Origin of the sequence: Bordetella sp. BOR01, from assembly GCF_019218885.1 — a bacterium.
Lineage (GTDB): Bacteria > Pseudomonadota > Gammaproteobacteria > Burkholderiales > Burkholderiaceae_B > Bordetella_A.
Map to the genome: position 1 here is coordinate 883821 of NZ_JAHUWT010000003.1, position 24223 is coordinate 908043.

The window sequence follows — 24223 nt, forward strand, 5'->3', positions numbered from 1 at the left end:
GCCAGTCCCCTTGTCTTGATTTCCAGGAGTTCATCATGTCTGATCCCGTCGTCATCGTTTCGGTTGCCCGCACCCCCATGGGAGGCATGCTGGGCAGCCTGTCCGGCCTGGCCGCCCACGAGCTGGGCTCGGTCGCCATCAAGGCCGCCGTCGAGCGCGCCGGCCTGAAGCCGGAGCAGGTCGACGAAGTCATCATGGGCAACGTGCTGCAGGCCGGCCAGGGCCAGGCGCCGGCCCGCCAGGCGGCGCTGGGCGCGGGCCTGCCGCTGGGCGTGGCATGCACCACCATTCACAAGGTGTGCGGATCGGGCCTGAAGGCCGCCATGTTCGGCCACGATCTGCTGGCGGCCGGATCGGCGCGCGTGGTGGTGGCCGGCGGCCAGGAAAGCATGAGCAACGCCCCCTACCTGATGCTGAAGGGCCGCCAGGGCTATCGCTATGGCCATACCACTGTCTACGACCACATGGCGCTCGACGGCCTGGAAGACGCCTACGACCGCGGCAAGGCCATGGGCGTGTTCGCCGAAGACTGCGCCACCAAGTACAGCTTCACCCGCGAGCAGCAAGATGCCTATTCGCTCGAATCGCTGCGCCGCGCGCGCGCCGCCAGCGAGGACGGCAGCTTCAAGTGGGAAATCGCCCCTGTCACGGTGGCCGGCCGCAAGGGCGACACCGTGGTCGACACCGATGAAGCGCCCGCCAAGGCCATGCCGGAAAAAATCCCCACCCTGAAGCCGGCCTTCAAGAAAGACGGCACCGTGACCGCCGCCAATTCGTCGTCGATCTCCGACGGCGCGGCCGCCATGGTGTTGATGCGCGCGTCCACCGCCGAAGAGCTGGGTGTAAAGCCGCTGGCCCGCATCGTGGCCCACAGCCAGCATTCGCAAGAACCGGGCTGGTTCACCACCGCGCCCGTCGGCGCGCTGAAGAACCTGTTCGCCAAGACCGGCTGGAAGGCCGAAGACGTCGATCTGTACGAGATCAACGAAGCCTTCGCCGTGGTGGCCATGGCCGCCATGAACGATTTCAAGCTGCCGCACGACAAGGTCAACGTGCATGGCGGCGCCACCGCGCTGGGCCACCCCATCGGCGCCTCGGGCGCCCGCCTGGTGGCCACGCTGGTGGGCGCGCTGCGCAAGACCGGCGGCAAGCGCGGCGTGGCCACGCTGTGCATCGGCGGTGGCGAAGCGGTGGCGATGGCAATCGAGATGATGTAACCAGCAAAACCCCTTGGGTGTCTGACTCCCGCAGGGTGTCTGACACCCACAAGATTTGATCTATACCGCAGTACACACCCCGGTGTCAGGCACCCTCCGGGAGCCTGACACGCATAGGAAGAGCTTCATGCCCACCATCGAATCCCGCATCAATCCGCGCTCGCAAGACTACGCCGACAACGCGCATGCCATGCAGGCGCAGTTGGAAGACCTGGCCCGCCTGCTGGCGCAGACCGCGCTGGGCGGCAGCGAAGCTTCGCGCGCCAAGCATGTGGCGCGCGGCAAGCTGTTGCCGCGCGAGCGCGTCGAGCGCCTGGTCGACCCGGGCAGTCCGTTCCTGGAACTGTCGCCCATGGCGGCGCACGGCATGTACGACGGCGAGGCCCCCGGGGCAAGCCTCATCACCGGCATCGGCCGGATCGCGGGCACCGAATGCGTCATCGTATGCAACGATGCCACGGTCAAGGGCGGCACCTACTACCCCATGACCGTCAAGAAGCACCTGCGTGCGCAAGAGATCGCCACGCAGAACCGCTTGCCGTGCGTGTACCTGGTGGATTCGGGCGGGGCCAACCTGCCGCAGCAAGATGAGGTGTTCCCCGACCGCGACCACTTCGGCCGCATTTTCTACAACCAGGCCATGATGTCCTCGCAAGGCATCGCCCAGATCGCCGTGGTGATGGGCTCGTGCACGGCCGGCGGCGCCTATGTGCCCGCCATGAGCGATGAGTCCATCATCGTGCGCAACCAGGGCACCATCTTCCTGGGTGGCCCGCCCCTGGTAAAAGCGGCCACCGGCGAGGAAGTCAGCGCCGAAGACCTGGGCGGCGGCGACGTGCACACGCGCCTGTCCGGCGTGGCCGACCATCTGGCCGCCAATGACCTGCACGCGCTGCAGTTGGCGCGCAGCGCGGTAGCGCGCCTGAATCGCCAGAAACCCGCGCCGCTGGCGCTGGCGCCCGTGCGCGAACCGCGCTACGACCCCACCGAACTCAACGGCATCATTCCCGCCGACACGCGCAAGCCCTACGACGTGCGCGAGATCATCGCCCGCATTGTCGACGGCTCGGACTTCGACGAATTCAAGGCGCGCTTCGGCACCACCCTGGTAACCGGCTTCGCGCACATCCACGGCATGCCGGTGGGTATCGTGGCCAACAACGGCATCCTGTTTTCGGAATCGGCGCAGAAGGGCGCCCATTTCATCGAGCTGTGCGCGCAACGCAAGATCCCGCTGGTGTTCCTGCAGAACATCACCGGCTTCATGGTGGGCCGCAAGTACGAAAACGAAGGCATCGCGCGCCACGGCGCCAAGATGGTAACCGCCGTGGCCACCGCCAATGTGCCCAAGTTCACGGTGCTGATCGGTGGATCGTTCGGGGCCGGCAACTACGGCATGTGCGGCCGCGGCTTTTCGCCGCGCATGCTGTTCATGTGGCCCAACGCGCGCATTTCCGTCATGGGCGGCGAGCAGGCCGCCAGCGTGCTGGCCACCGTGCGGCGCGACGGCATCCAGGCCAAGGGCGGGCAATGGCCGGCCGAAGACGAAGAAGCCTTCAAGGCGCCCATCCGCGCACAGTACGAGCGCGAAGGCCATCCGTACTACGCCACGGCGCGGCTGTGGGACGACGGCATCATCGCGCCGGCCGACACGCGCCGCGTGCTGGGCCTGGCGCTGTCGGCCGCCCTGAATGCCCCGATCGAAGAGACGAGATTTGGTGTTTTCCGGATGTGAATGGGACCCACCCCCGATGTGCCCCGCGTCCCCACCTCGCGGCCTGCAGGCCGCGCGGATTCGTCAGGCGCGGGCTCATCCCTCAAGGGGGCGGCGTCGACGGACCGGCGGAGCCGGCTCCGTGACGCCCCTGATGGCACTGATGCTGCAGCGAAGCACCGCCGTACTAACGAAGAATTCCAGACTGGATGAGACACATGTTCGATACCTTGCTGATTGCCAACCGCGGTGAAATCGCCTGCCGTGTGGCTGCCACCGCCCGCCGCCTGGGTATCCGCACCGTGGCGGTATATTCCGATGCCGATGCGGGGGCGCGGCATGTGGCGGCTTGCGATGTGGCGGTGCATATTGGCGGCCCCGAGCCGCGTGCCAGCTACCTGCGTGCCGACGCCATCCTGCAGGCGGCGCGCGATACCGGGGCGCAAGCCATCCACCCCGGCTACGGGTTCCTGTCCGAGAACGAAGCCTTCGCGCAGGCCGCCGCCGATGCCGGCATTGCCTTCGTGGGGCCGCCGGCCTCAGCCATTGCCGCCATGGGCAGCAAGTCGGCCGCCAAGTCGCTGATGGAAAAAGCCGGCGTGCCGCTGGTGCCCGGCTACCACGGCGACAACCAGGACCCGCAGTTCCTGAAAACCCAGGCCGACGCCATCGGCTACCCGGTGCTGATCAAGGCCAGTGCCGGCGGTGGCGGCAAGGGCATGCGGGTGGTGGAATCGGCCGAAGCCTTCCTGGATGCACTGGCCTCGTGCCAGCGCGAAGCGGCGTCCAGCTTTGGCGATGACCGCGTGCTGATCGAACGCTATCTGCAAAAGCCGCGCCACATCGAGATCCAGGTGTTCGCCGACACACAGGGCAATTGCGTGTACTTGTTCGAGCGCGATTGCTCGGTGCAGCGGCGCCACCAGAAGGTCATCGAAGAAGCGCCGGCCCCCGGCATGACGCCCGAGCGGCGCCAGGCCATGGGCGAAGCCGCCGTGGCGGCGGCGCGCGCGGTGGGCTACGTGGGCGCGGGCACGGTGGAGTTCATCGCCGAACCCGACGGGCGCTTCTATTTCATGGAAATGAATACCCGCCTGCAGGTCGAGCATCCGGTCACCGAGATGATCACCGGCCACGACCTGGTGGAATGGCAACTGCGGGTAGCGGCCGGGCAGCCGCTGCCGGCGGCCCAGCAAGACCTGCGCATCAGCGGCCATGCCATCGAGGCGCGCATCTATGCCGAGAACCCCGACAAGGGCTTCCTGCCATCGATCGGCACGCTGGCCTACCTGGAACTGCCGCCGCATGCCGCCTTCGTCAACGGCGAAGTCCGCGTGGACGGCGGCGTGCGCATGGGCGATACCATCACGCCGTACTACGACCCCATGATCGCCAAGCTGATCGTGCACGGCGCCGACCGCGACCAGGCCCGCGCACGCATGATCCAGGCACTGGCGCACACCCATGCCGTGGGCGTGCAGACCAACGTGGCCTTCCTGACCCGGCTGATGCAGGACGATGCCTTCGCCGCGGCCGACCTGGACACCGGCTTGATCGAGCGCCGGCGCCAGACCCTGCTGCCGACGCCGGCCGACGCCGACGCAACGGCCCTGGCGCTGGCCACGGCCGCCGTCCTGGTACGCCAGGGCCAGGCGCAATCCACCGGCCTGCAGGCCGCCAGGCCGGCCACCGACCCCTGGGACGTGCGCGACGGCTGGCGCCTGGGCGGGCGCTACCGGCAGGCCGTGCAATGGCTGGATGGCGACACGCTGCGCGACGTGGCGGTCGCGCGCGAGGGGCAGGCGTGGACGCTGGCCTGCGACGGCCAGCCCCAGGCTTTCTCATGGCGCGCGCAGCCCAGCGCCAACCCCAACCTGGCGTACGGCCTGCGCATCGCGCTGGACGGCCGCGAAAACGCGGGCACGGTGGTACTGCACGGCGAAAAGGCCTATGTGTTTCGCGAGGGCCGCACGCAGGTGCTGGGCCTGCATGATGCGCTGGCCCACGCGCAGGATAGCCAGGCCGATCACGCCGGCGGGCTGACCGCGCCCATGCCGGGCAAGATCATCTCGATCGCCGTGCGGGCGGGCGACAGCGTGTCCAAGGGCCAGGCGCTGCTGGTCATGGAAGCCATGAAGATGGAACACACGATTTCGGCCCCCGCCGACGGCAAGGTACAGGAAGTGTTCTATGCCGTCGGCGACCAGGTGGCCGAAGGGGCGGAGCTGGTGGCCATCGAGTAGTGCCGCGGCCGGCCGGCAGGGCTTTTCCTGCCGGCCATCAGCCGCACGACTGCTCGAAAAATGCCAGTACCTGTTCGCCCAGCCACTGCTCGGGGGTATTGAAATGGGCCATGATCGATACGTGGTTGTGATCGGGCAAGGCAATGTGCAGGGGCGCCGCCGCGCGGGCCTTGCCTAGCGCCAAGGCGAATTCCAGGCCGTAGATATCCAGCAATGGGTTCTCGTATTCGGCATTGGCCACCAGCACGGGCACGCTTGCACGCGCGGCATGGGCCAGCGGCGACCAGGAATCGTAGCGCGCCGGGTCGTTTCCGAAGTACGCCCTGACGCCGGCTGCGTTGGGATTCACGGCAAGGGTGTCTGCCTTCAGCCGCGCAGAAACAAGAACGGCGCAGCGTGCAGCGAGCGGCGCCAATCCATGGAACGGGTCGCACGCCAAGGTGGCAACATGTGTGCCTCCGGCAGAATGGCCCATGAGGCAGACCTTGCCAGGGTCTCCGCCGAATGCGTGGACGTGCCGAGCGACCCATTGGCATGCCAGCGATACGTCGGCTGCGCCGCCAGGGTAGGGCGCATCCTGCGCAAGCCGGTATTCCACGTTGATACCGATGCATCCGTGGCGCGCGAACCAAGTCAGCACGTTACCGTACATCTCGGCATTGATATCTTTCGCACCCCTGATGAAGGCGCCGCCATGCACAAAGAGAACCACAGGCGCGCGATGCGCCCCGGTTGGCCGATACACGTCCAGGACCTGACGAGGGTGATCGCCATAAGCCAGGTTGCCGACGACATCGACCCTTGTTTTAGGCGACCGCGCCAGCAAGGGCAAGTACAGCGCCTTGGTCTCATCCCCGGCTTGGCGTATGTCTTGCTGCCACCGCGCACCGATGTCGCGCAGCCGCCGTGTGAGAAGTTCGGGGCGCATTGGCATGGTGCTGGCGGAGTCAGGCGGATGCGGGCAGGAATGCGATGCCCTCGATCTCCACCAGCCACTCGGGCCGGGCCAAGGCCTGCACGATCAAGACCGTGGATGCCGGCCTGGCCTCGCCGATGAAATCAGCCCGAATCGGGCCCAGCAGCGGCAGATCCGATGGCCGGGTCAGGAACGTGCTGACCTTTACAAGGTGCTCGACCTGCATGCCGGCAGCTGACAAGACAGCCACCAGGTTTGACCATGCCTGGCGCGCCTGGGCGTCAAAGCCATCCACCAGTTTGCCGCCTGGATCCACCCCGACCTGGCCTGCAATATGCAGCCAGGTCCCTGGACCGTGGGATGCAATCGCCAGGCTGTACGGGCCCAGCGGAGGGGCTGCCTCGGCTGCGGCGAGGATGCGGTTCGACATGGGGCGGCTCACTGAACGCTATCGTCTATTTCTGGCACACGGGGAATCTCGACGCCATATGCGCCCACATCTTCACGGATCTGGTTCAAGCCCTTGCGGATGATTGCCAACTCCTGGTCTGGATGGGTTGCGCCCAGGCCGTGGTCTGCGGCCAGGGCGCGATTGCGCCCCGACCTGGCCCGCTCGTCGTCCGGCAAATTGACCACCGCATAGACGCCGTTAAGCAGGCTGCCCCTGAGTTTCTTCGCTACCTTCTCTCCAATGGTGTGTTTCTCTGCTGCCGGCAGTTCAGAGAAAAAGCGGCGCATGATGATGCGGCCAAACTGGATATGGCGGGCCTCATCCCGCAGGATGAGCCGACAGGCTTCGCGAATCGACGCGAATCGCGCATTTTCATAGCGTGCCTGAAGCAGTTCGCCGGAAAGCTGCTCGAACAAGGTATTGACCGACAGGCCTGCGTAGAAGCTCATCGCCTTCTCGTCTTTCTCGTCGTGGAAGCGAGGGATGATGTCCTTGAAGTAGTCCGCCCGCGGTATGGCCTCATAGCCATTCAGATGCTCGGCGATTCGGAAGCTGGCTTCATGATGCCGGAATTCTTCGGCGATGAAGTTGGTGATGTGCTGCTTTATCTCGAAGGGTTGGTGCGAAAAGATCGCGTCGCGCAAGCGTTCGGCGCCATAGGGGGTTGCGCCATGCTCCATCCAGGCACGCAGGCTCCACCATTCTGCCCCCGCAACGCGTACCTCGTCAGGAAGATCGGCCTCCTTCAGATCGGAATAGTCGATATCGGCAACGGGGTCCCAGGCGAGATCCCGCGCTTGCGTGCACAGGCGCCAGACTTCCGGGTACTCGATCGCCGCGACCACCGGATAAGGATTGGGAACCTGGGGAATTTCTTCGAGCAAGGACGGTTGCATCTGATCGATCCTCAAGTGGAAACAGAGAAAGGCCTTGAAGAGGGTCATGCTAGGGGGGTGATTTTGATCTATCCAATACTATTTACATAGGCGGGTGATTCGTGTCAGATATTGCCAACCTGACTTCGCATACTCGGTGACGCCCATGTTCGAATTCCGCCTGGTTCGCCAGTTTGTCGTCGTCGCCGAAGAATTGAACTTTCGCCGGGCGGCTGAGCGGCTGCATATGTCGCAGCCGCCGCTGTCGACCGCGATGCAGAATCTCGAGGCCGATATCGGTACGGCCCTGCTCGATCGCAGCAAGCACCACGTAAGGCTGACACCGGCAGGGCAAATCTTCTATAGAGATGCGATACGGCTGCTGCAATTTGCCGAACAGTCGCGCGAGCGCGCCCGCCGGACAGGCAGCGGCCTTGAAGGTGCGCTACGCCTGTCCTTCGTGCCTAGTGCCGCACTGGATGTGCTGCCGGAAATCTTCAAGCGATTCCAGCTCGACTACCCGACCGTGCAGCTGACGCTGACGGCGGAAACCACGCGCCGGCAACTCGAGGATGTCCATAACGGACACTCGGACCTCGCGCTGCTGGTCGGGCCGCTGTACGACTCGCGGGGGCTCGAGCTTGTCGGGCTGCGTCCGCAGCACTTCGTTATCGCCGTCCCGATCGGGCATCCGTTGGCCAAGCGCCAGAAAGTAAAGATGAAAGAGCTGGCAGCGGAACCATTCGTCTCCTTTCCCGCAGCCGAGGGAACGGGCTTTGTCAGCGCGCTGCTGGGGGCTTGCCAGGCCGCGGGCTTCATGCCCAGGGTCGTCCAGGAAGCCTCGCAGATGCAGGCCATCTTGACCCTGGTGGCCGGCGGACTGGGCATCGCGCTGGTACCGTCTTCCATGCGCCGCCTGCATATGGAAGACGTGTGCTTTCTCGAGATTGCCGAGCCGAGAAACCCGCCCACCTATCAACTGGTATTTGCCTACGGCACCGGGAATGACAACCCCGTCATTCAGGCTTTCCTGGCAAGCGCGCTGGGCTCGGCGCATCCCGCGGGGAACCAGGATGACGGCACTGATCCGGCGTGAGCAAGGCATGGGGCGTGATTCGTCGGACGTATCAACGCCTGCCTTGATCGGTATTAGACAAGCAGGTATTAAGTTGGGAGCATCTGGCACAAGTCAAGATCATCGCCCAGCAATGGAATGTCACCGTGACGGATGAATTGCATGAACCGACTGTGCCGACTGATTGCGCCTGTGGCCTCCTGTATCCTGCCCGCCCTTGCGGGACAGGCGGCAGCCCAGGACTTCCCTGCCCACCCTGTCGCACTGGTGGTTCCTTATCCGGCAGGAGGCTCCGCCGATATCCTGGCGCGCGCCATCGGCGAGAAGCTGGGAGAAAAACTGGGCCAGCCGGTCGTCGTCGAGAACAAAAGCGGCGCAGGAACGGCAATAGGTGCGCGCTATGTTGCACAGGCACCGGCCGATGGCTACACATTGCTCTTGGGCACGGTCAGCTCGCACGCCATCAACCCGGCAATCGCGAAAGTCGGCTATGACCCGATCCGCGACTTCGCGCTGGTGGCCCCTGTGGCATCGACGCCCTTCGTGCTGGTGACACCTGCCGCATCGTCGTTTCGGACCCTGTCGGACGTGATCGCCGCGGCGCGCCGGCAGCCGGAACCCCTGGACTACGCCTCTGCCGGTCCGGGAACGTCCAACCATTTGGCGGGCGAGATGCTGGCCAACGCCACCAAGGTCCGGTTGGTGCATGTTCCGTATCGCGGCAGCGCGCCTGCCCTGGTGGACGTAATGGCCGGCCATGTGCCGCTGATGTTCGACCTGCAGACCACGTCGATTCCCAATATCCGCCAAGGCAAACTGCGCGCGCTGGCCGTCACCAGCCTGCAACGCAGCTCGCTGCTGCCCGGCGTACCTACGGTGGCGGAAAGCGGCATGCCTGGCTTCGAAGTCAGCGCCTGGTTTGCGGTATTCGCGCCGGCGAAGGTTCCCGCGCAGACGTTGCAGCGCTTGCAGGCCGCCATGTCCGCCGTCATGGATTCAGACGACCTGAAGCAGCAACTGCGCCAGATTGGTGCGGAACCAGACCCGCGGTCTCCCGGGGAGTTTGCGGTCTACCTTGAACAAGAAATCAAGAAATATGCGGCAGTCGTGAAGGCTGCTGGCCTGGCCCCCCATTGAGTATCGGAAGATCGCCAAGCCAGCCGCCGACGGCAAGGTGCAGGCCGTGTTCTCGCCGCGGGAGACCAGGCTGCGAAGGGCTCGAGCGGGGTGCCAGCGGCGCCTGGCGCCCCTGCCCGGTACCCCGCCCTACCCGTGCAAGCGCCGAATGAGGCCGATCAGACCACCCGCATTGTCGCTGGACGAACATTTGTTGCACTGCAACTTTACCGGTGCCCGCCTGGCTTCTTATCTTGTCGCCATGTTTCCCGACCTGGCCTGGCCACACTGATGCCACCGCAAGACGCCACCGCAGTTTCCGCCACGCAAAAGACTTGCCGGATCCTGGCCAGCCTGTCCGACCAGCGCGTGCACCGGCTGACGGATGTCGCGCAAAGCGCCTCGCTGGATATCTCCACGGCGCGGCGCATCCTGAAAGACCTGGAAGCCGAAGGCTTCGTGGAACGAGACCCCGTCAGCAAGCACTACATGCTGGGCCCGCAGGTATACGCCATGCACCACGCCATGGTCGACGGCCTGGACCTACGCGGGCTGGCCCGGCCCGCCCTGATACGCCTGGCGCGCCAGTTCGGCGACACCGTCATCCTGTCGCTGCCCATGGGCTGGGAATCGGTCTGCCTGGACCTGTGCTTTGGCGACTACCCCATCCGCGCCAACTACCTGCAAGTGGGCAGCCGCCGGCCGCTGGGCGTGGGTGCCGGCAGCCTGGCGCTGTTGTCGACGCTGGACGAATTCGAATCGAACGCGGTACTGCCCATGGTGCGGCAGCGCCTGGCCGCCAAATATCCGCGCTTTCCCGAGCACGACCTGGCCGCGGCCACGCAGCGCGCCCGCAGCCTGGGCCACGCCATGCTGCTGGACGTGGTGGTGGAAAAAATGGGCGGGCTGGGCGTGGCGGTACGCGGGCCCAGCGGACGGGCGATCGCCGCGCTGAGCGTGGCCGCACTGAACGAACGCATCGAATCGCGCGAACAGGAACTGGCGCTGGCGCTGTCACACGAGGCACGCGAAATCGAACGCGCGTGGTTGCCGCATGCCTGAGCGCCATACGCAACGGGCCTACGTGCTGGCGGCGGCCACCACGCGCTTCGGCCGCCACGAAGGCGCCAGCGCGCTGGACCTGATGGCCCAGGCCGCCAACAGCGCCTTGGCGCAATCCGGCCTGGCGCGCGGCGATATCGATGGCGTGCTGTGCGGTTACGCCACCACGTTTCCGCACCTGATGCTGGGCACGCTGCTCAGCGAGAAACTGGGGCTGGACCCGCGCTATGCACACGGCATGCACATGGGGGGCGCCACCGGCGCGGCCATGGTGATGCTGGCGCGCGAACTGCTGCGTGCCGGCACCTGCCGCCGCATCCTGGTGGTGGCTGGCGAGAACCGGCTGACCGGACAGGCCGTGGACACGTCCATCCAGACCCTGGCGCAGGTCGGCGAAGCCGATACCGAAGTGCCCAACGGCGCGTCGGTGCCGGCCTACTACGCCCTGCTGGCCTCGGCCTATATGCACCGCACCGGCACCCGCCGCGAGGCAATGGCCGGGTTCGCGGCATTGATGCGGCACAACGCCGCCGGGCACCCCCATGCACACCTGCGCGAGCCCATTACGGTGGACCAAGTACTGGCGTCGCGGCCGATTGCCACCCCGCTGCACTTGCTGGACTGCTGTCCGATATCGGATGGAGCGGCGGCCTTGGTACTTAGCGCCGACGAAGGCCCGGTACAGGTCATCGGGGCCGGCCAGGCGCATCGCCACCAGCATCTTTCGGCCATGCGCGATGTGCTGGACACCGGCGCGGCGCGCGCCTGCGGCCGGGCCCTGGCCGACGCCAAGCTGGACCGCGCGCAGATCGACTACCTGGCCATCTACGATTCGTTCACCATCACTTTGCTGATGCTGCTGGAAGAACTGGGCTACGCACCGCGCGGCGGCGCGGGCGCACGGCTGCGGCGCGGCGACTTCGCGGCCTCGGGCCCCCTGCCGTTGAACACCCATGGCGGGCTGCTGTCGTTCGGCCATTCGGGCGTGGCCGGCGGCCTGGCCCATGTGGTCGAGGCATGGACGCAACTGGCCGGCCGCGCCGGCGAACGCCAGATCGCGCCGCGCCGCCGCGCGCTGGTGCATGCCGACGGCGGCGTGCTGTCGGCGCATGTCAGCCTGGTGCTGCAGGCCGAGGGCGCAACATGAGCCCGCCCCGGCACCCCCTGGATCTGCAACGCTGCGACGACTGCGGCGCCTGGTGGGCCCTGCGCCCCTACGCCTGCGCGGCCTGCGGCGGCACTGCCTTGCGCTGGCACCGCGCCACGGGCGAAGGCGTTGTGATCGCCCGCAGCGAGGTGCATCGCGCCCCCGACCCGCAATGGCGCGCCCTGGCGCCCTATGTGCTGGTACTCGTGCAACTGCGCGAGAACGTGACGCTGATGGGGCATGCCGAATCCGGCATCGCCATCGGCCAGGAAGTCAGCGGCCGCGCAGCCGAGCTGAACGGACGCGTGCTGCTCAAGTTCGAGACATGCCACCCGCCTTGATGCACCGGCCGCGATAGCGGTTTTTTCCACGACAGACGCAACAACAAAAAACGTCCCGCGAGGACGGAGGAGAGACTCATGCCTGCAATTGCCAACTGGCGCGCCGTTCTGGCCGCTTTCGCCCTGGCGGCCAATGCCGCGGCCACCGCCGCGACGTGGCCCGACAAGCCCATTACCCTGGTGGTGCCCTACCCGCCGGGCGGCCCGACCGACATCGTGGCTCGTTCCGTCGCGCAAGGGCTGGGCGAAGAACTGGGGCAGACCGTCATCGTCGACAACCGGTCGGGGGCAGGCGGCAACATCGGCGCGGACATGGTGGCCAAGAGCGCTCCCGATGGCTACACCCTGCTGCTGGCCACCACGGCGCATGCCATCAACATGTCGCTGTTCAAGGACCTGGGCTATGACACGCGCAAGAGTTTTGCCCCCTTGTCGCTGCTGACCAAGGGCCCGCTGGTGGTGGTCACGCGGCCGGACTTGCCCGCGAAGAATGTGGGCGAGCTGATCGCCCTGGCGAAAGCATCGCCCGGCAAGCTGACCTTTGCATCGTCCGGCAACGGGCAGTCCACGCACTTGGCGGCCGAGTTATTCAACACCATGGCCGGCGTGCGCATGGTGCACGTGCCCTATCGCGGTAGCGCCCCGGCCATGACCGACGTGATGGGCGGACAGGCCGACATCATGTTCAACACCATGCTGTCGTCGATGCCCTACGTGAAAGACGGCAAGTTGCGTGCACTGGCCGTGACCAGCGCTGCGCGTTCGCCCGCCGCGCCCGACATACCCACCGTGGCCGAGTCCGGCCTGCCCGGCTACGAGGCCACCGCCTGGAACGGCTTGATGGCACCGGCCGGCACGCCCGATGCCGTGGTGCAGGCACTGAGCGCGGCGCTGCGCAAAGTACTGGGGCGCCCGGATCTGCAGAAGCAATTTGCACAGCAGGGTTTCGACGCCGAATGGATGACCCCGGCCGACTACGGGAAGTTCCTGGACAACGAAATCCGCAAATGGGCGGAAGTCGTCAAGGTGTCCGGGGCCACCGTCAACTAATACAGCCGCGCCAGGTGTCAGGCTCCCGGCAGGGTGCCTGACACCTGAAGCCCCACCACTTTTGCCACAGGAGTCTTCATGGCTTTTGCACACCCCCCGCACGACCGCCTGGACCGGTTGCTCGATCCGGCATCGATCGCCATCGTGGGCGCGTCCGACAACCCCGACAAGATAGGCGGGCGGCCCATTTACTACATGCGGCGACATGGTTATGCGGGCACGCTGTATCCCATCAACCCGCAGCGCGCCGAAGTGCAGGGGGAACGTGCCTGGCCCAGCCTGGACGCGCTACCCGCCGCCCCCGACCTGGCCATCGTGGCCGTGGCGGGCGAGCAGGCGGTACAGGCGGTGGACCGCTGCGCCGACCTGGGCGTGGCGGCGGCCATCGTGATCTCGGCCGGGTTCTCCGAAACCGGCAGCGCGGGCCGGGCATTGCAAGACGCCATGACCGCGCGGGCGCGCGCCGCCGGCATGCGCATCGTCGGCCCCAATTCGCAGGGCCTGGCCAATTTCGGCAACGGCGCGATCGCCAGCTTCTCGACCATGTTCCTGGAAATCGCGCCGGCCGACGGCCCGGTGGCGGTGATCAGCCAGAGCGGCGGCATGAGCGCCATGGTGTACGGCCTGTTGCGCCAGCGCGGCCTGGGTGTGCGCCATGTGCATGCCACCGGCAACGAGGCCGACGTCACGGTGGCCGAACTGGCCTGCGCGGTGTTGCGCGATCCGCAGGTGCGCATCGTGCTGCTGTACCTGGAATCGCTGCAGGATGCCGGCGCGCTGGCCGATGCGGCGGCCCTGGCGCGCGCCCGCGGCGTGCCGCTGATCGCGGTCAAGGCGGGGCGTTCGGAAGCGGGGGCGCGCGCCGCCGCCTCGCACACCGGCGCGATGGCCAATGAAGACCGGGCCGTGGATGCTTATTTCGAGCACCACGCCATCTTGCGGGCACGCGATCCGCAAGAGCTGGTGCGCTTTGCCGAACTGGCGCTGCGCGGCCCGTTGCCGCAAGGGCCGCGCGTGGTGGTCGTCAGCAATTCGGGCGCCAGTTGCGTACTGGCCTCGGACGCCGCCGTCGAGCGCGGCCTGCAGATCGCGCCGCTGGCCGGCTCGACGCAGCGGCAACTGGCCAGCCGCCTGCCCGGCTATGCCACCACCGTCAATCCGGTGGATATCACGGCCGCGCTGCTGTCGAACAACGGGCTGTTCGGCCAAGTGCTGCCGGTGATCGCCGAAGACCCGGCCGCCGACATGTTCCTGATCGATATCCCGGTGGCGGGCCGTGGCTATGACGTGACCACCTTCGCGGCCGACACGGCCGGCTTCGCAGCGGCCGCCGCCAAGCCCGTCGCGGTCGTGGCATGGCAAGAGAACGTGGCCGAGGTGTTTCGCGCGCGCGGGGTGGCCGTCTATGCCGACGAGCAGCAGGCCGCCGACACGATGGCTGGCCTGTACCGCCTGCATCGCTGGCGCGCCCGCCAGCCCGCGCCGTGGCCCACCCAGGGCCCGCTTGCCCTGCCGCCATCGCAAGCCGCCTTCTTGTCCGAAGCGCAAAGCCTGGACCTGCTGTCCCGCCAGGGCCTGAGCGTGGCCCAGCACGCCCGCTGCGCCGACGCCGATGCGGCCGTGGCCGCCTGGCGGGCCATCGGTGCGCCAGTGGCGCTCAAGGCCTGCTCGGCGCGGCTGCCCCACAAATCGGAACACGGCCTGGTGGCGCTGCGCCTGAACGATGAGCAGGCCTTGCGCGCCGCCCTGGCCCAACAGGGGCAGGCGCTGGCCGCCCTGGGCGTGGACGATGCCGAATGGATCGTGGCCCGCATGCATGCCGGCCTGCACGAATGCGCGCTGGGCATGCGCCACGATCCGGTATTCGGGCCCATCGTCATGGTCGGCAGCGGCGGCAAGTACGTCGAGGCCATGCAAGACATCGCGCTGTTGCTGCCGCCGTTCAGCGCCGAGGATGTCATCGACAAGTTGCAGGGGCTGCGCATCGGCAAGCTGCTTGCCGGCGTGCGCGGCGATCCGCCCGCCGATGTACCGGCGCTGGCCAGGCAGGCCGTACTGCTGGGCCGCTGCGCGCTGGCGGCCGGCGGCCGCCTGGCATCCATAGACATCAACCCGGTGCTGGTGAGTGCGCGGGGCCAAGGCGCGGTGGCGGTCGATGCCCTGGTCGAACTGGCCGCCCCTGCCAACGCCTGACCCCATCATCCCCCGGAGAGACCCATGCATGCATACCCCTTTCTGCTTGCCGCCGTCCTGGCGCTACCCGTGGCGCCTGTCGCCCAGGCACAGGCGGCGCCGGCATGGCCCACCCGCCCCATCACGCTGATCGTGCCGTTCCCGCCCGGCGGCACCACCGACTTGCTGGCGCGCCTGGTTGCACGCGCGGCTGGCAGCCGCCTGGGACAAAGCGTGGTGGTGGAAAACCGCCCCGGCGCGGGCGGCGGCATCGGAGCAGCCGCCGTGGCGCGCGCCCAGCCCGATGGCTACACGCTGGTCATGGGCACCCTGGGCACGCAAGTCACCAACCCGTTTATCTACAAAGAAGTGCCCTACGACCCGACGCGCGATTTCACGCCGGTCACCCTGGTGGCCAACTCGCCCAATGTGCTGCTGGTCAACCCCAAGCTGGGCGTGTCCACGGTAGCGCAACTGATCGAGCGGGCGCGCCGCGCGCCGGGCAGCCTGAATTTCGCCTCGACCAGCCTGGGCGGATCGCCGCACCTGTCGGGCGAACTGTTCAACAGCATGGCCAAGGTGGATATCCGCCATGTGCCGTACAAGGGCTCGGCGCCGGCCATGACGGACTTGCTGGGCGGCCAGGTGCAGCTCATGTACGACAACCTGCCCTCGGCCATGGGGCAGATCCAGTCGGAAGCCGTGCAGGCATTGGCGGTCACCACTCCTGAGCGCGTGCCGTTGCTGCCCGACGTGCCCACCGTGGCCGAAGCCGGACTGCCGGGCTATGAGGTGAATGCCTGGTTCGGCCTGCTGGCGCCGGCCGGCACGCCGGATGCGGTCGTCGGGCGCATCCAGTCGGCGGTTGCCGACGCCCTGGCCGATCCGGACACGCGCCGCCAGGTCGAGAGCCTGGGCGCGATTCCGGTGGCCAACACACCGCAGGCATTCGGCGACATCATCCGCGCCGATACCGAAAAATGGCGGCAGGTCATCCACGACGCGGGCATTGGTCCGCAATAGGCAGCGCAACGGTATGGCAAGGAGACCCACATGAACGACAAGGCAGGCAAGCTGCGCATCGGCTCGGGCGCGGGCTGGTGGGGCGACCGCATCGACCCCGCGCGCTGGAACGCCGAACGCGGCGCACTGGATTTTCTATGCTTCGAGACCATGGCCGAAGCCACGGTCTCGGCCGCCCAGGTACGCAAGCGCCGCGATCCGGCCTTCCCGGGCTACGACACCTGGCTGGACGAGCGCATGCGGGCCGTGCTGCCGCACTGCATGGCCCAGGGCACACGCATTGTCTCGAACCAGGGCTGGATCCATCCGCTGGCCGCTGCGCGGCGCGTGGCCGAACTATGCGCCGAAGCCGGCTGGAAGCACGCCAGGGTGGCGGCTGTCAGCGCCACCGATCTCAGCGCCCGCATTGCCAGCCAGGGGCTGGCCATCATGGAAACCGGCCAGCCCGTCTCGTCGGTGGCCGATACGCTGATCTCGGCCGAACCCTACGCGGGCGCCGAGGCCATCGTGCAGGCGCTGGACAGCGGCGCCGATATCGTCATCACGGGCCGCGTGGCCGACCCATCGCTGTTCCTGGCGCCGATGATGCATCACTTCGGCTGGCGTGCCGACGACTGGGCCAGGCTGGGGCAGGGCAGCGGCATCGGCCACCTGCTCGAATGCGGCGCGCAGGTCACCGGCGGCTACTTTGGCGACCCCGGCTACAAAGACGTGCCCGATCCCTGGAACCTGGCCTTCCCCTACGCCGATGTCGAGGCGGATGGCACCGCCCAGCTCGGCAAGGTCAGCGGCACCGGCGGCTGCATCGACCTGCGTACGGTGAAAGAACAGATGTTCTACGAAGTGCACGACCCCGCGCGCTACATCACCCCCGACGTGGTGGTGGATTTCACCACGGCACGCCTGGAGCAGGCCGGCCCCGATCGCGTGCGCGTCGGCGGCATCGCGGGCCACCCGCGCACCGCCACCCTGAAAGTCTCGATGGGCTGCACCGAAGGCCATATCGGTGAAGACATGTTTTTCTTCGCCGGCCCCGGCTGCCTTGAAAAAGCCCGGCTGGCCGAGACCATCCTGCGCGAACGACTGCGCATGGCCGGCCTGCAGGCCGATGACCTGCGCATCGACTTCATCGGCGTCAACGCGGTACACGGCGCTGCGTCCGCGTCCCCGGCATGCGAACCCGCCGAGATCGCCGTGCGCATCGCGGCGCGCTGTGCCACGCGCGCGCAGGCCGAGAAAATCGGCCGCGAAGTCGATGGCATGGCCGTTTGCGGCCTGGCGTCCACCGGCAAGCGCGTGCCCCACCAGGACCGGGTGCGCGAAGTGATCGGGCTGTGGTCCACGCTGGTGCCGCGCAGCTCGGTGGACTGCACCGTCGAATTCGTCTGAGGAGACATCATGCGAGTCAGCTTGCGGCGCATTGCGCACACACGCTCGGGCGACAAGGGCAACACGTCGAATATCGCCGTGATCGCCTACGAGCCGCACTTCTATCCCCACATCAAGCAGGCCGTTACCGTCGCCGCCCTGCGTGCGATCTATAACGAAACGGCCGTGCACGGCCCCATCACGCGCTACGAGGTCGACGGCCTGGGTGTGCTGAATTTTGTGCTGGAAGGGGCCCTGGGCGGCGGCGTCTCGCGCAGCCTGGCCATCGACAATTACGGCAAGGCGCTGGCCAGTGCTGTGTTACGTTTGGAACTCGAGGTGCCGGACACTTGGGCACCCCTGCTGCGCGGACCGAAAGCAGATCAAAGGGGCAGTGGATGTTCGAAGACTTGAAAGCCAAGACCGCGCTGGTAACCGGCGCCTATAGCGGACTGGGCCGGCACTTCGCCTGCCTGCTGGCGGACGCCGGCGCGCGCGTGGCGCTGTGCGGGCGCCGCACCGAACTGGGCCACGAAGTGGCCGACGCGATCCGCCGGCAAGGCGGCCAGGCCTGCGTGGTGAAAATGGACGTCACCCAGCCTGACAGCGTGCAAGCCGCCATCGACAAGGCCTCCGCCGAGCTGGGCCCGCTGGACATCGTGGTCAACAACGCCGGCGTCGCGCTGAGCGAACCCGCGCTGGACATCTCCGAGCAGGCATGGACCGATCTCATCGACGTCAATCTCAATGGTGCATGGCGCGTGGCCCAGGCCAGCGCCCGCCACTTCCGCGCGCAGGAAAGGCCCGGCACGATCGTCAACATCGCGTCCATCCTGGGGCAGCGCGTGGCCTCGCAAGTCGCCCCGTACGCCGCGGCCAAGGCCGGACTGCTGCACCTGACGCGCGCGCTGGCGCTGGAATGGGCGCGCCACGGCATCCGCGTCAATGCGCTGGCGCCGGGTTACATCGCCACCGACCTGAATCGCGATTTCTTTGCATCGCCCGCCGGCCAGGCGCTGATCAAACGCGTGCCGCAGCGCCGCCTGGGGCAGCCGCAAGACCTGGATGGGCCCTTGCTGCTGCTGGCCTCGGACGCCTCCCGCTTCATGACGGGCTCTGTCATCGATGTCGACGGCGGCCACCTGGTCAGTTCGCTTTGAATCACCGCATATCGCCGCCGCCGGCGGCACACTGTATGGAGACTTTGCATGGATTTCTCTCTGCCCCCAGAGCTAGAGGACTATCGACGCCGCGTCCGCCGCTTCGTCGACCAGGAACTGATCCCGCTGGAAGCCGAGCCCGGCAACTACGATGCCCATGAGAACATCGCCGAGGCCACGCTGGAGCGCGTGCGCGCCCAGGCGCGCGATGCCGGTCTGTGGGCCCTGCAGATGCCGCGCGAGCGCGGCGGCCAGGGCCTGCCCATGGTGGGCCTGGCCGCCTGCTACGAAGAGATGAACCGCTCGATCTTCGGGCCGGTGGCATTCAACGCCGCGGCACCCGATGACGGCAATATGCGCGTGCTGGCCCAGGTGGCGCGCCCCGACCAGAAAGACCGCTGGCTGCAACCCATCATCGATGGCAAGGTCAGGTCATCGTTCGTGATGACCGAACCCAGCCCCGGCAGCGGCTCGGACCCCTCCATGATGCGCACCACCGCCACGCGCCAGGGCGACAAGTGGATCGTCAACGGGCGCAAGTGGTTCATTACCGGCGCGGGCGTGGCGCGCCACTTCATCCTGATCGCACGCACGTCCGACGATGCGCGCAAAGGGCTCAGCGCCTTCCTGTTCGATGCCAGCCAGCCGGGTTGGCGCATCGAGCGCCGCATTCCCATCATGGGCCCCGAAGAACACGGCGGCCATTGCGAACTGGTCTTCGACGGCCTGGAGATTCCCGACGAAAATCGCCTGATGCAAGTCGGCGACGGCCTGAAGCTGACGCAGATCCGCCTGGGGCCGGCACGGCTGACGCACTGCATGCGCTGGCTGGGCCTGGCGCGGCGCGCCATGGAAGTCGGGGTCGACTACGTGGGCCAGCGCAGCAGTTTCGGCCAGAAGCTGGCCGAGCGCGAAGGCGTGCAATGGTTGCTGGGCGATGCCGCCATGCAGATCGAGATCGGCCGCCTGCTGACCATGCGCGCCGCCGTGCGCCTGGACCAGGGCGACTACGCGCGCAAGGAAATTTCCATGGCCAAGATCGTCGTGTCGGAAACCCTGCAGAAAGTGGTGGACACGGCCCTGCAGCTCAATGGCGCGCGCGGTTACTCGAAAGACACGCCGCTGGAATGGATCTATCGGTATGCGCGGCAGGCTCGCCTGGTCGATGGCGCCTCGGAAGTGCACAAGATGGTGCTGGCACGCTACCTGATGGACGAGGGCGATGCCTATTGGCGCTGGGACGCGGCCGACGCCCCGCGCAAGGCCCTGGTATGAATGCGTCCGCCCATCGCCCCGCACCGCAGCCCGACTGGCTGCCCGCGCTGGCAGCATACCTGTCGGCCCGCGGGCTGGGCGATGCGGCCAGCCTGCAGGCGAATCCGTTGGCCGGTGGGCAGTCCAACCCGACCTTCTTGCTGGAAGACGCCACCGGGCGCCGCGTGCTGCGCAAGCAACCGCCGGGCACGCTGCTGCCCTCGGCGCATGCGATCGACCGCGAGTACCGCGTGATGTCGGCCCTGGCCGACACTGCGGTGCCCGTGCCGCGCATGCTGCACTACTGCGAAGATCGCGGCGTGATCGGCACGCCGTTCTACCTGATGAGCTACGCACAGGGCCGCGTCTTCATGGACCCGGCCCTGCCCGGGCTGGCTCCGCCCGAACGCGGCGCCCTGTACGCCGAGGCAGGCCGGGTGCTGGCCGCGCTGCACGCCGTCGTGCCCGGCCAGGTCGGGCTGGACGGCTATGGCCGCGCGGGCGACTACTACGCGCGCCAGGTGGCCCGCTGGACCCGGCAATACCACGACACCGAGACCGGGCCGATAGCGGCGATGGACGCGCTGATCGACTGGCTGCCCCGCCACCTGCCCGCCGACGACGGCCAGGTCTGCCTGGTGCATGGCGATTACCGCATCGACAACCTGGTGTTCGACGCCGCCGCGCCCCGCGCCATCGCGCTGCTGGACTGGGAACTATCCACCCTGGGCCATCCCCTGGCCGACCTGGCTTATCACTGCATGTGCTGGCGCATCCCGCCCAGCCTGTGGCGCGGCATCGCCGGCCTGGACTTGCAGGCGCTGGGCATTCCCGACGAGGCCGGTTTCGTTGCCGCCTATTGCCGCGCACGCGGCATTGGCGCGCCGGCGAACTGGGACTTCTACCTGGCCTACAGCTTCTTTCGCATCGCCGCCATTCTGCAGGGCGTGTATGCGCGCGGCCGGGCCGGCAATGCCGCAGGCGACGACGCCCGGGAAATGGGCGCCCGCGTCGCACCCTTGGCAGCGCTGGGGTGGCAGGCCGCCAGCCGCGAGACCGCCCGCCAGTCTTAGGGCCCGGTCACACTGAAAGGAGCAAGCCGATGACAGCCCGATCCAACGATGCCTTGCCGCGCAACGCCGCCAATCACGTGGCACTGACACCCATGGGTTTCCTGCAATGGGCGGCCGATGTCTATCCGCAGCGGCCGGCACTGGTGCACGGCGAGCGCAGCCAAAGCTGGCAAGCCACGCGCCAGCGCTGCCACCAGATGGCCGCCGCGCTGCGCACCTGGGGCGTCGGGCACGGCGACGTGGTGGCGGTGCTGGCGCCCAACGTGCCCGCGCTGTACGAAGCGCATTTCGGCGTACCGATGGCCGGCGCGGTGCTCAACGCCCTGAATACCCGGCTGGACGCGGCCGCCCTGGCCTTCATCCTGGAACACGGCCGCGCGGCCGTGTTGCTGTACGACAGCGAGTACGCGGACCTGGTGCAAGAGGTGCTGGCCCGGCTGGCGGCGCCGCCGCGCACCGTACGCATCGAAGACAGCGAATACCAGGGCAACCACGGCACGCTGGGCGATGCCGAATACGAATCCTGGCTGGCCGCGCAGCCGCCCGGCGCGGCCTGGGAATGGCCCGCCGACGAATGGCAGAGCATCTGCCTGAACTACACCTCGGGCACCACGGGCAACCCCAAGGGCGTGGTCTACCACCACCGCGGCGCGTACCTGAACGCCACCGGCAATGTGCTGGCCTGCGGCATGCCGCCGCACGCCGTGTACTTGTGGACATTGCCCATGTTCCACTGCAACGGCTGGTGCTTTCCCTGGACCCTGGCGGCCCTGGCGGGCACCAGCGTCTGCCTGCGGCGGGTCGAGCCCGCGGCCGTTTTCGAGGCCATCCGCCGGCACCGCGTCGGCTACTTCTGCGCGGCGCCCGTCGTCCTGAACATGCTGATCAATGCGCCTGCCCAGGTACAGCATCGTGCCGCGCACTCCGTGCATGCGCTGACCGGCGGCGCCGCGCCACCGGCCGCCGTCATCGAGGCCATGGAACAACTGGGCATCGGCGTCACCCACCTGTACGGGCTGACCGAAACCTACGGGCCGTCGATCAGCTGCGCCTGGCACGACGAATGGGATGAACGGCCACTGGCCGAGCGCGCCGCGCTGAAGGCGCGCATCGGCGTGCGCAAGCTCAACGTCGAGCATGTGCGGGTCGTGGACGACCAATTGCAGCCCGTGCCAGCCGATGGCACGACCCTGGGCGAAATCGTGCTGCGCGGCAATACGCTCATGAAGGGCTACCTGCACAATCCCGCCGCCACGGCCGATGCCTTTGCGGGCGGCTGGTTCCATTCCGGCGACCTGGGCGTGGTGCACTCCGACGGCTACATCGAGATCAAGGACCGCGCCAAGGACATCATCATTTCGGGCGGCGAGAACATTTCCACCGTGGAAGTCGAAAGCGTGCTGTACCGGCACCCCGCCATCCTGGAAGCCGCGGTCGTGGCGCGCCCCGACGCAACCTGGGGCGAAACCCCCTGCGCTTTCGTCACGCTCAAAGAAGGCGCGCAGTGTACGGCCGAAGAGGTACTGCGCCACTGCCGCGAGCACCTGGCCCGCTTCAAGGTGCCCCGCACCGTCGTCTTCGGCCCGCTGCCCAAGACGGCCACCGGCAAGATCCAGAAGTTCATCCTGCGCAGCCAGGCCGCCGGGCTGGATGTCCAGGGCGGCAACTGACCTGTGCAGGTGCCTGACTCCCGCAAGGGAGTCAGGCACCTGCTTCGACCTGCAAAGAAGCTCAGCTCTTGCGCAGCGCGCCGATCACGCCGTCGAGCTGCGACAGCATCAGCGTGATTTCCTGTACGCTGACGTTCAGCGCCGGCATGAAGCGCAGCAGGTTGCCGCGCGGCGCGTTCAGCAGCAGGCCTTGCGGCGCCAGCTTGCGCGCGGCCTCGACGATGGCGGGGCCGTCCTCGCGGTCGAGTATCAGCGCGCGCAGCAGGCCCATGCCGCGTTCGCCCCCCATGCCCCACTTGGCCGACAGGGCCAGCAGGCCTTCGGACAACTGCTGTGCGCGCGCGCGCACCGCATCCATGAAGCCCGGCGCCGTCAGGGTGTCGAACACCGCCACGCCCACCGCGGCCATCAGGGGGTTGCCGTTATAGGTACCGCCCTGGTCGCCATGCGCGAACACGCAGACGTCCTGGCGCGCCAGCAGCGCGGCCAGCGGCACGCCGCCGCCAATACCCTTGGCCAGCGTCATGATGTCGGGCACTACGTCGTACTGCTGGTAGGCGAACAGGGTACCGGTGCGGCCCATGCCCGTTTGCACTTCGTCGACGATCAGCAGCAGCTGGTGTTCGTCGGCCAATTGGCGCAGGCCCTTCATGAACTCGGGCGTGGCCGGGATGACGCCGGACTCGCCCTGCACCGGCTCGAGCATGATGGCGACGGTCTGGCCGTCGATCAGGGCGCGCACCGAATCCAGGTCGTTGAGTTCGGCCTTGGGAAACCCGTCGACCTGCGGCGCGTACATCGTGTCCCAGCCCGGCTTGCCCGAGGCCGACATGGTGGCCAGGGTGCGGCCGTGAAAGCCGTGGTTCATGGTGATGATCTTGTACGCGCCATTGCGGTTGACGCGGCCCCACTTGCGCGCCAGCTTGATGGCGCCTTCGTTGGCTTCGGCGCCGCTGTTGGCGAAGAACACGCGGTCGAAACACGAGGCGCCGGTCAGGCGCAGCGACAGGTCGATGGAAGGCTGGTTGTAGAACGCCGGCGAGGGGTTCATCAGCTTGTCGGACTGCTCGAGCAGGGCGCGCCGCATTTCGGGCGCGCAGTGGCCCAGCGTGTTCACGGCCCAGCCTTGCACGAAGTCCAGGTATCGCTTGCCGGCATGGTCTTCCAGCCAAGAGCCCTGGCCTCGCACGAACACCAGGTCCGGGCGAGAGGTGATCTCCATCAGGGCGTTGACGTTGAACTGACTGAATTCCATGGCGGTTCCTACGGAATGGGGAAAACAAGAGGGGTGGAAAA

At 67.4% G+C, this 24223-nt stretch carries 21 protein-coding genes; 17 read left to right on the forward strand and 4 right to left on the reverse strand.

What is annotated here, in order from left to right:
- The first annotated feature begins 35 nt into the window (after positions 1-35).
- From KW845_RS19025 to KW845_RS19035, 3 genes are all read left to right on the forward strand, one after another.
- Positions 36-1217, forward strand: a complete 1182-nt coding sequence (locus KW845_RS19025) for an acetyl-CoA C-acetyltransferase (protein ID WP_218370899.1) — start codon at positions 36-38, stop codon at positions 1215-1217.
- Positions 1218-1344: 127 nt separating this feature from the next.
- On the forward strand, positions 1345-2952 hold the full coding sequence (locus KW845_RS19030) for a carboxyl transferase domain-containing protein (RefSeq protein WP_218370900.1): 1608 nt from the start codon (positions 1345-1347) through the stop codon (positions 2950-2952).
- Between the two features lie 197 nt (positions 2953-3149).
- Positions 3150-5174 carry an acetyl/propionyl/methylcrotonyl-CoA carboxylase subunit alpha gene (locus tag KW845_RS19035; RefSeq protein WP_218370901.1) on the forward strand — a complete coding sequence of 675 codons (2025 nt, stop codon included), beginning with the start codon at positions 3150-3152 and terminating at the stop codon, positions 5172-5174.
- A gap of 37 nt (positions 5175-5211) precedes the next feature.
- Here KW845_RS19035 and KW845_RS19040 read toward each other — a convergent pair whose 3' ends face one another.
- From KW845_RS19040 to KW845_RS19050, 3 genes are read right to left on the reverse strand one after another with little or no spacing between them, the layout of a single operon-like run.
- On the reverse strand, positions 5212-6102 hold the full coding sequence (locus tag KW845_RS19040) for an alpha/beta hydrolase (RefSeq protein WP_255592750.1): 891 nt from the start codon (positions 6100-6102) through the stop codon (positions 5212-5214).
- A 19-nt stretch (positions 6103-6121) separates the two neighbouring features.
- Complete coding sequence (locus tag KW845_RS19045; RefSeq protein WP_218370903.1) at positions 6122-6520, reverse strand: RidA family protein; 399 nt, start codon at positions 6518-6520, stop codon at positions 6122-6124.
- A gap of 8 nt (positions 6521-6528) precedes the next feature.
- Complete coding sequence (locus tag KW845_RS19050) at positions 6529-7437, reverse strand: hypothetical protein (protein WP_218370904.1); 909 nt, start codon at positions 7435-7437, stop codon at positions 6529-6531.
- Between the two features lie 145 nt (positions 7438-7582).
- On the opposite strand from KW845_RS19050, the gene KW845_RS19055 reads away from it, so the two are divergent.
- From KW845_RS19055 to KW845_RS19120, 14 genes are all read left to right on the forward strand, one after another.
- Positions 7583-8512, forward strand: a complete 930-nt coding sequence (locus tag KW845_RS19055; protein ID WP_218370905.1) for a LysR family transcriptional regulator — start codon at positions 7583-7585, stop codon at positions 8510-8512.
- A 141-nt stretch (positions 8513-8653) separates the two neighbouring features.
- A complete protein-coding gene (locus KW845_RS19060) occupies positions 8654-9628 on the forward strand; it encodes a tripartite tricarboxylate transporter substrate binding protein (protein ID WP_218370906.1) in 975 nt (324 codons plus the stop codon).
- A 270-nt stretch (positions 9629-9898) separates the two neighbouring features.
- Positions 9899-10669 carry an IclR family transcriptional regulator gene (locus tag KW845_RS19065; protein ID WP_218370907.1) on the forward strand — a complete coding sequence of 257 codons (771 nt, stop codon included), beginning with the start codon at positions 9899-9901 and terminating at the stop codon, positions 10667-10669.
- On the forward strand, positions 10662-11816 hold the full coding sequence (locus KW845_RS19070) for a thiolase family protein (protein WP_218370908.1): 1155 nt from the start codon (positions 10662-10664) through the stop codon (positions 11814-11816). The genes KW845_RS19065 and KW845_RS19070 overlap by 8 nt, the downstream gene beginning before the upstream one ends.
- Entirely contained in the window at positions 11813-12157 is a 345-nt protein-coding gene (locus KW845_RS19075; protein ID WP_218370909.1) for a Zn-ribbon domain-containing OB-fold protein, read from the forward strand. The genes KW845_RS19070 and KW845_RS19075 overlap by 4 nt, the downstream gene beginning before the upstream one ends.
- A gap of 78 nt (positions 12158-12235) precedes the next feature.
- Complete coding sequence (locus KW845_RS19080; RefSeq protein WP_218370910.1) at positions 12236-13207, forward strand: tripartite tricarboxylate transporter substrate binding protein; 972 nt, start codon at positions 12236-12238, stop codon at positions 13205-13207.
- Positions 13208-13285: 78 nt separating this feature from the next.
- Positions 13286-15400: an acetate--CoA ligase family protein gene (locus tag KW845_RS19085; protein ID WP_218370911.1), complete on the forward strand. Its 2115-nt coding sequence runs from the start codon at positions 13286-13288 to the stop codon at positions 15398-15400.
- 24 nt (positions 15401-15424) lie between these two features.
- On the forward strand, positions 15425-16402 hold the full coding sequence (locus KW845_RS19090) for a tripartite tricarboxylate transporter substrate binding protein (RefSeq protein ID WP_218370912.1): 978 nt from the start codon (positions 15425-15427) through the stop codon (positions 16400-16402).
- A gap of 30 nt (positions 16403-16432) precedes the next feature.
- On the forward strand, positions 16433-17791 hold the full coding sequence (locus KW845_RS19095) for an acyclic terpene utilization AtuA family protein (RefSeq protein ID WP_218370913.1): 1359 nt from the start codon (positions 16433-16435) through the stop codon (positions 17789-17791).
- A gap of 9 nt (positions 17792-17800) precedes the next feature.
- Positions 17801-18184, forward strand: coding sequence for a hypothetical protein (locus KW845_RS19100; RefSeq protein ID WP_218370914.1), 384 nt, complete (start codon positions 17801-17803; stop codon positions 18182-18184).
- The gene (locus KW845_RS19105; RefSeq protein ID WP_218370915.1) at positions 18169-18930 is read left to right on the forward strand and encodes an SDR family NAD(P)-dependent oxidoreductase; all 762 of its coding nucleotides are present in this window, start codon (positions 18169-18171) and stop codon (positions 18928-18930) included. Before KW845_RS19100 ends, KW845_RS19105 begins: the two co-directional genes overlap by 16 nt.
- 48 nt (positions 18931-18978) lie before the next feature.
- The gene (locus tag KW845_RS19110; RefSeq protein ID WP_218370916.1) at positions 18979-20205 is read left to right on the forward strand and encodes an acyl-CoA dehydrogenase family protein; all 1227 of its coding nucleotides are present in this window, start codon (positions 18979-18981) and stop codon (positions 20203-20205) included.
- A complete protein-coding gene (locus tag KW845_RS19115) occupies positions 20202-21257 on the forward strand; it encodes a phosphotransferase (protein ID WP_218370917.1) in 1056 nt (351 codons plus the stop codon). The genes KW845_RS19110 and KW845_RS19115 overlap by 4 nt, the downstream gene beginning before the upstream one ends.
- Positions 21258-21286: 29 nt before the next feature.
- Positions 21287-22927: an acyl-CoA synthetase gene (locus KW845_RS19120; protein WP_218370918.1), complete on the forward strand. Its 1641-nt coding sequence runs from the start codon at positions 21287-21289 to the stop codon at positions 22925-22927.
- Between the two features lie 61 nt (positions 22928-22988).
- Here the strand turns inward: KW845_RS19120 and KW845_RS19125 are convergent, their stop codons facing one another.
- Positions 22989-24182, reverse strand: coding sequence for an acetylornithine transaminase (locus KW845_RS19125; protein ID WP_218370919.1), 1194 nt, complete (start codon positions 24180-24182; stop codon positions 22989-22991).
- Between the last annotated feature and the right edge of the window lie 41 nt (positions 24183-24223).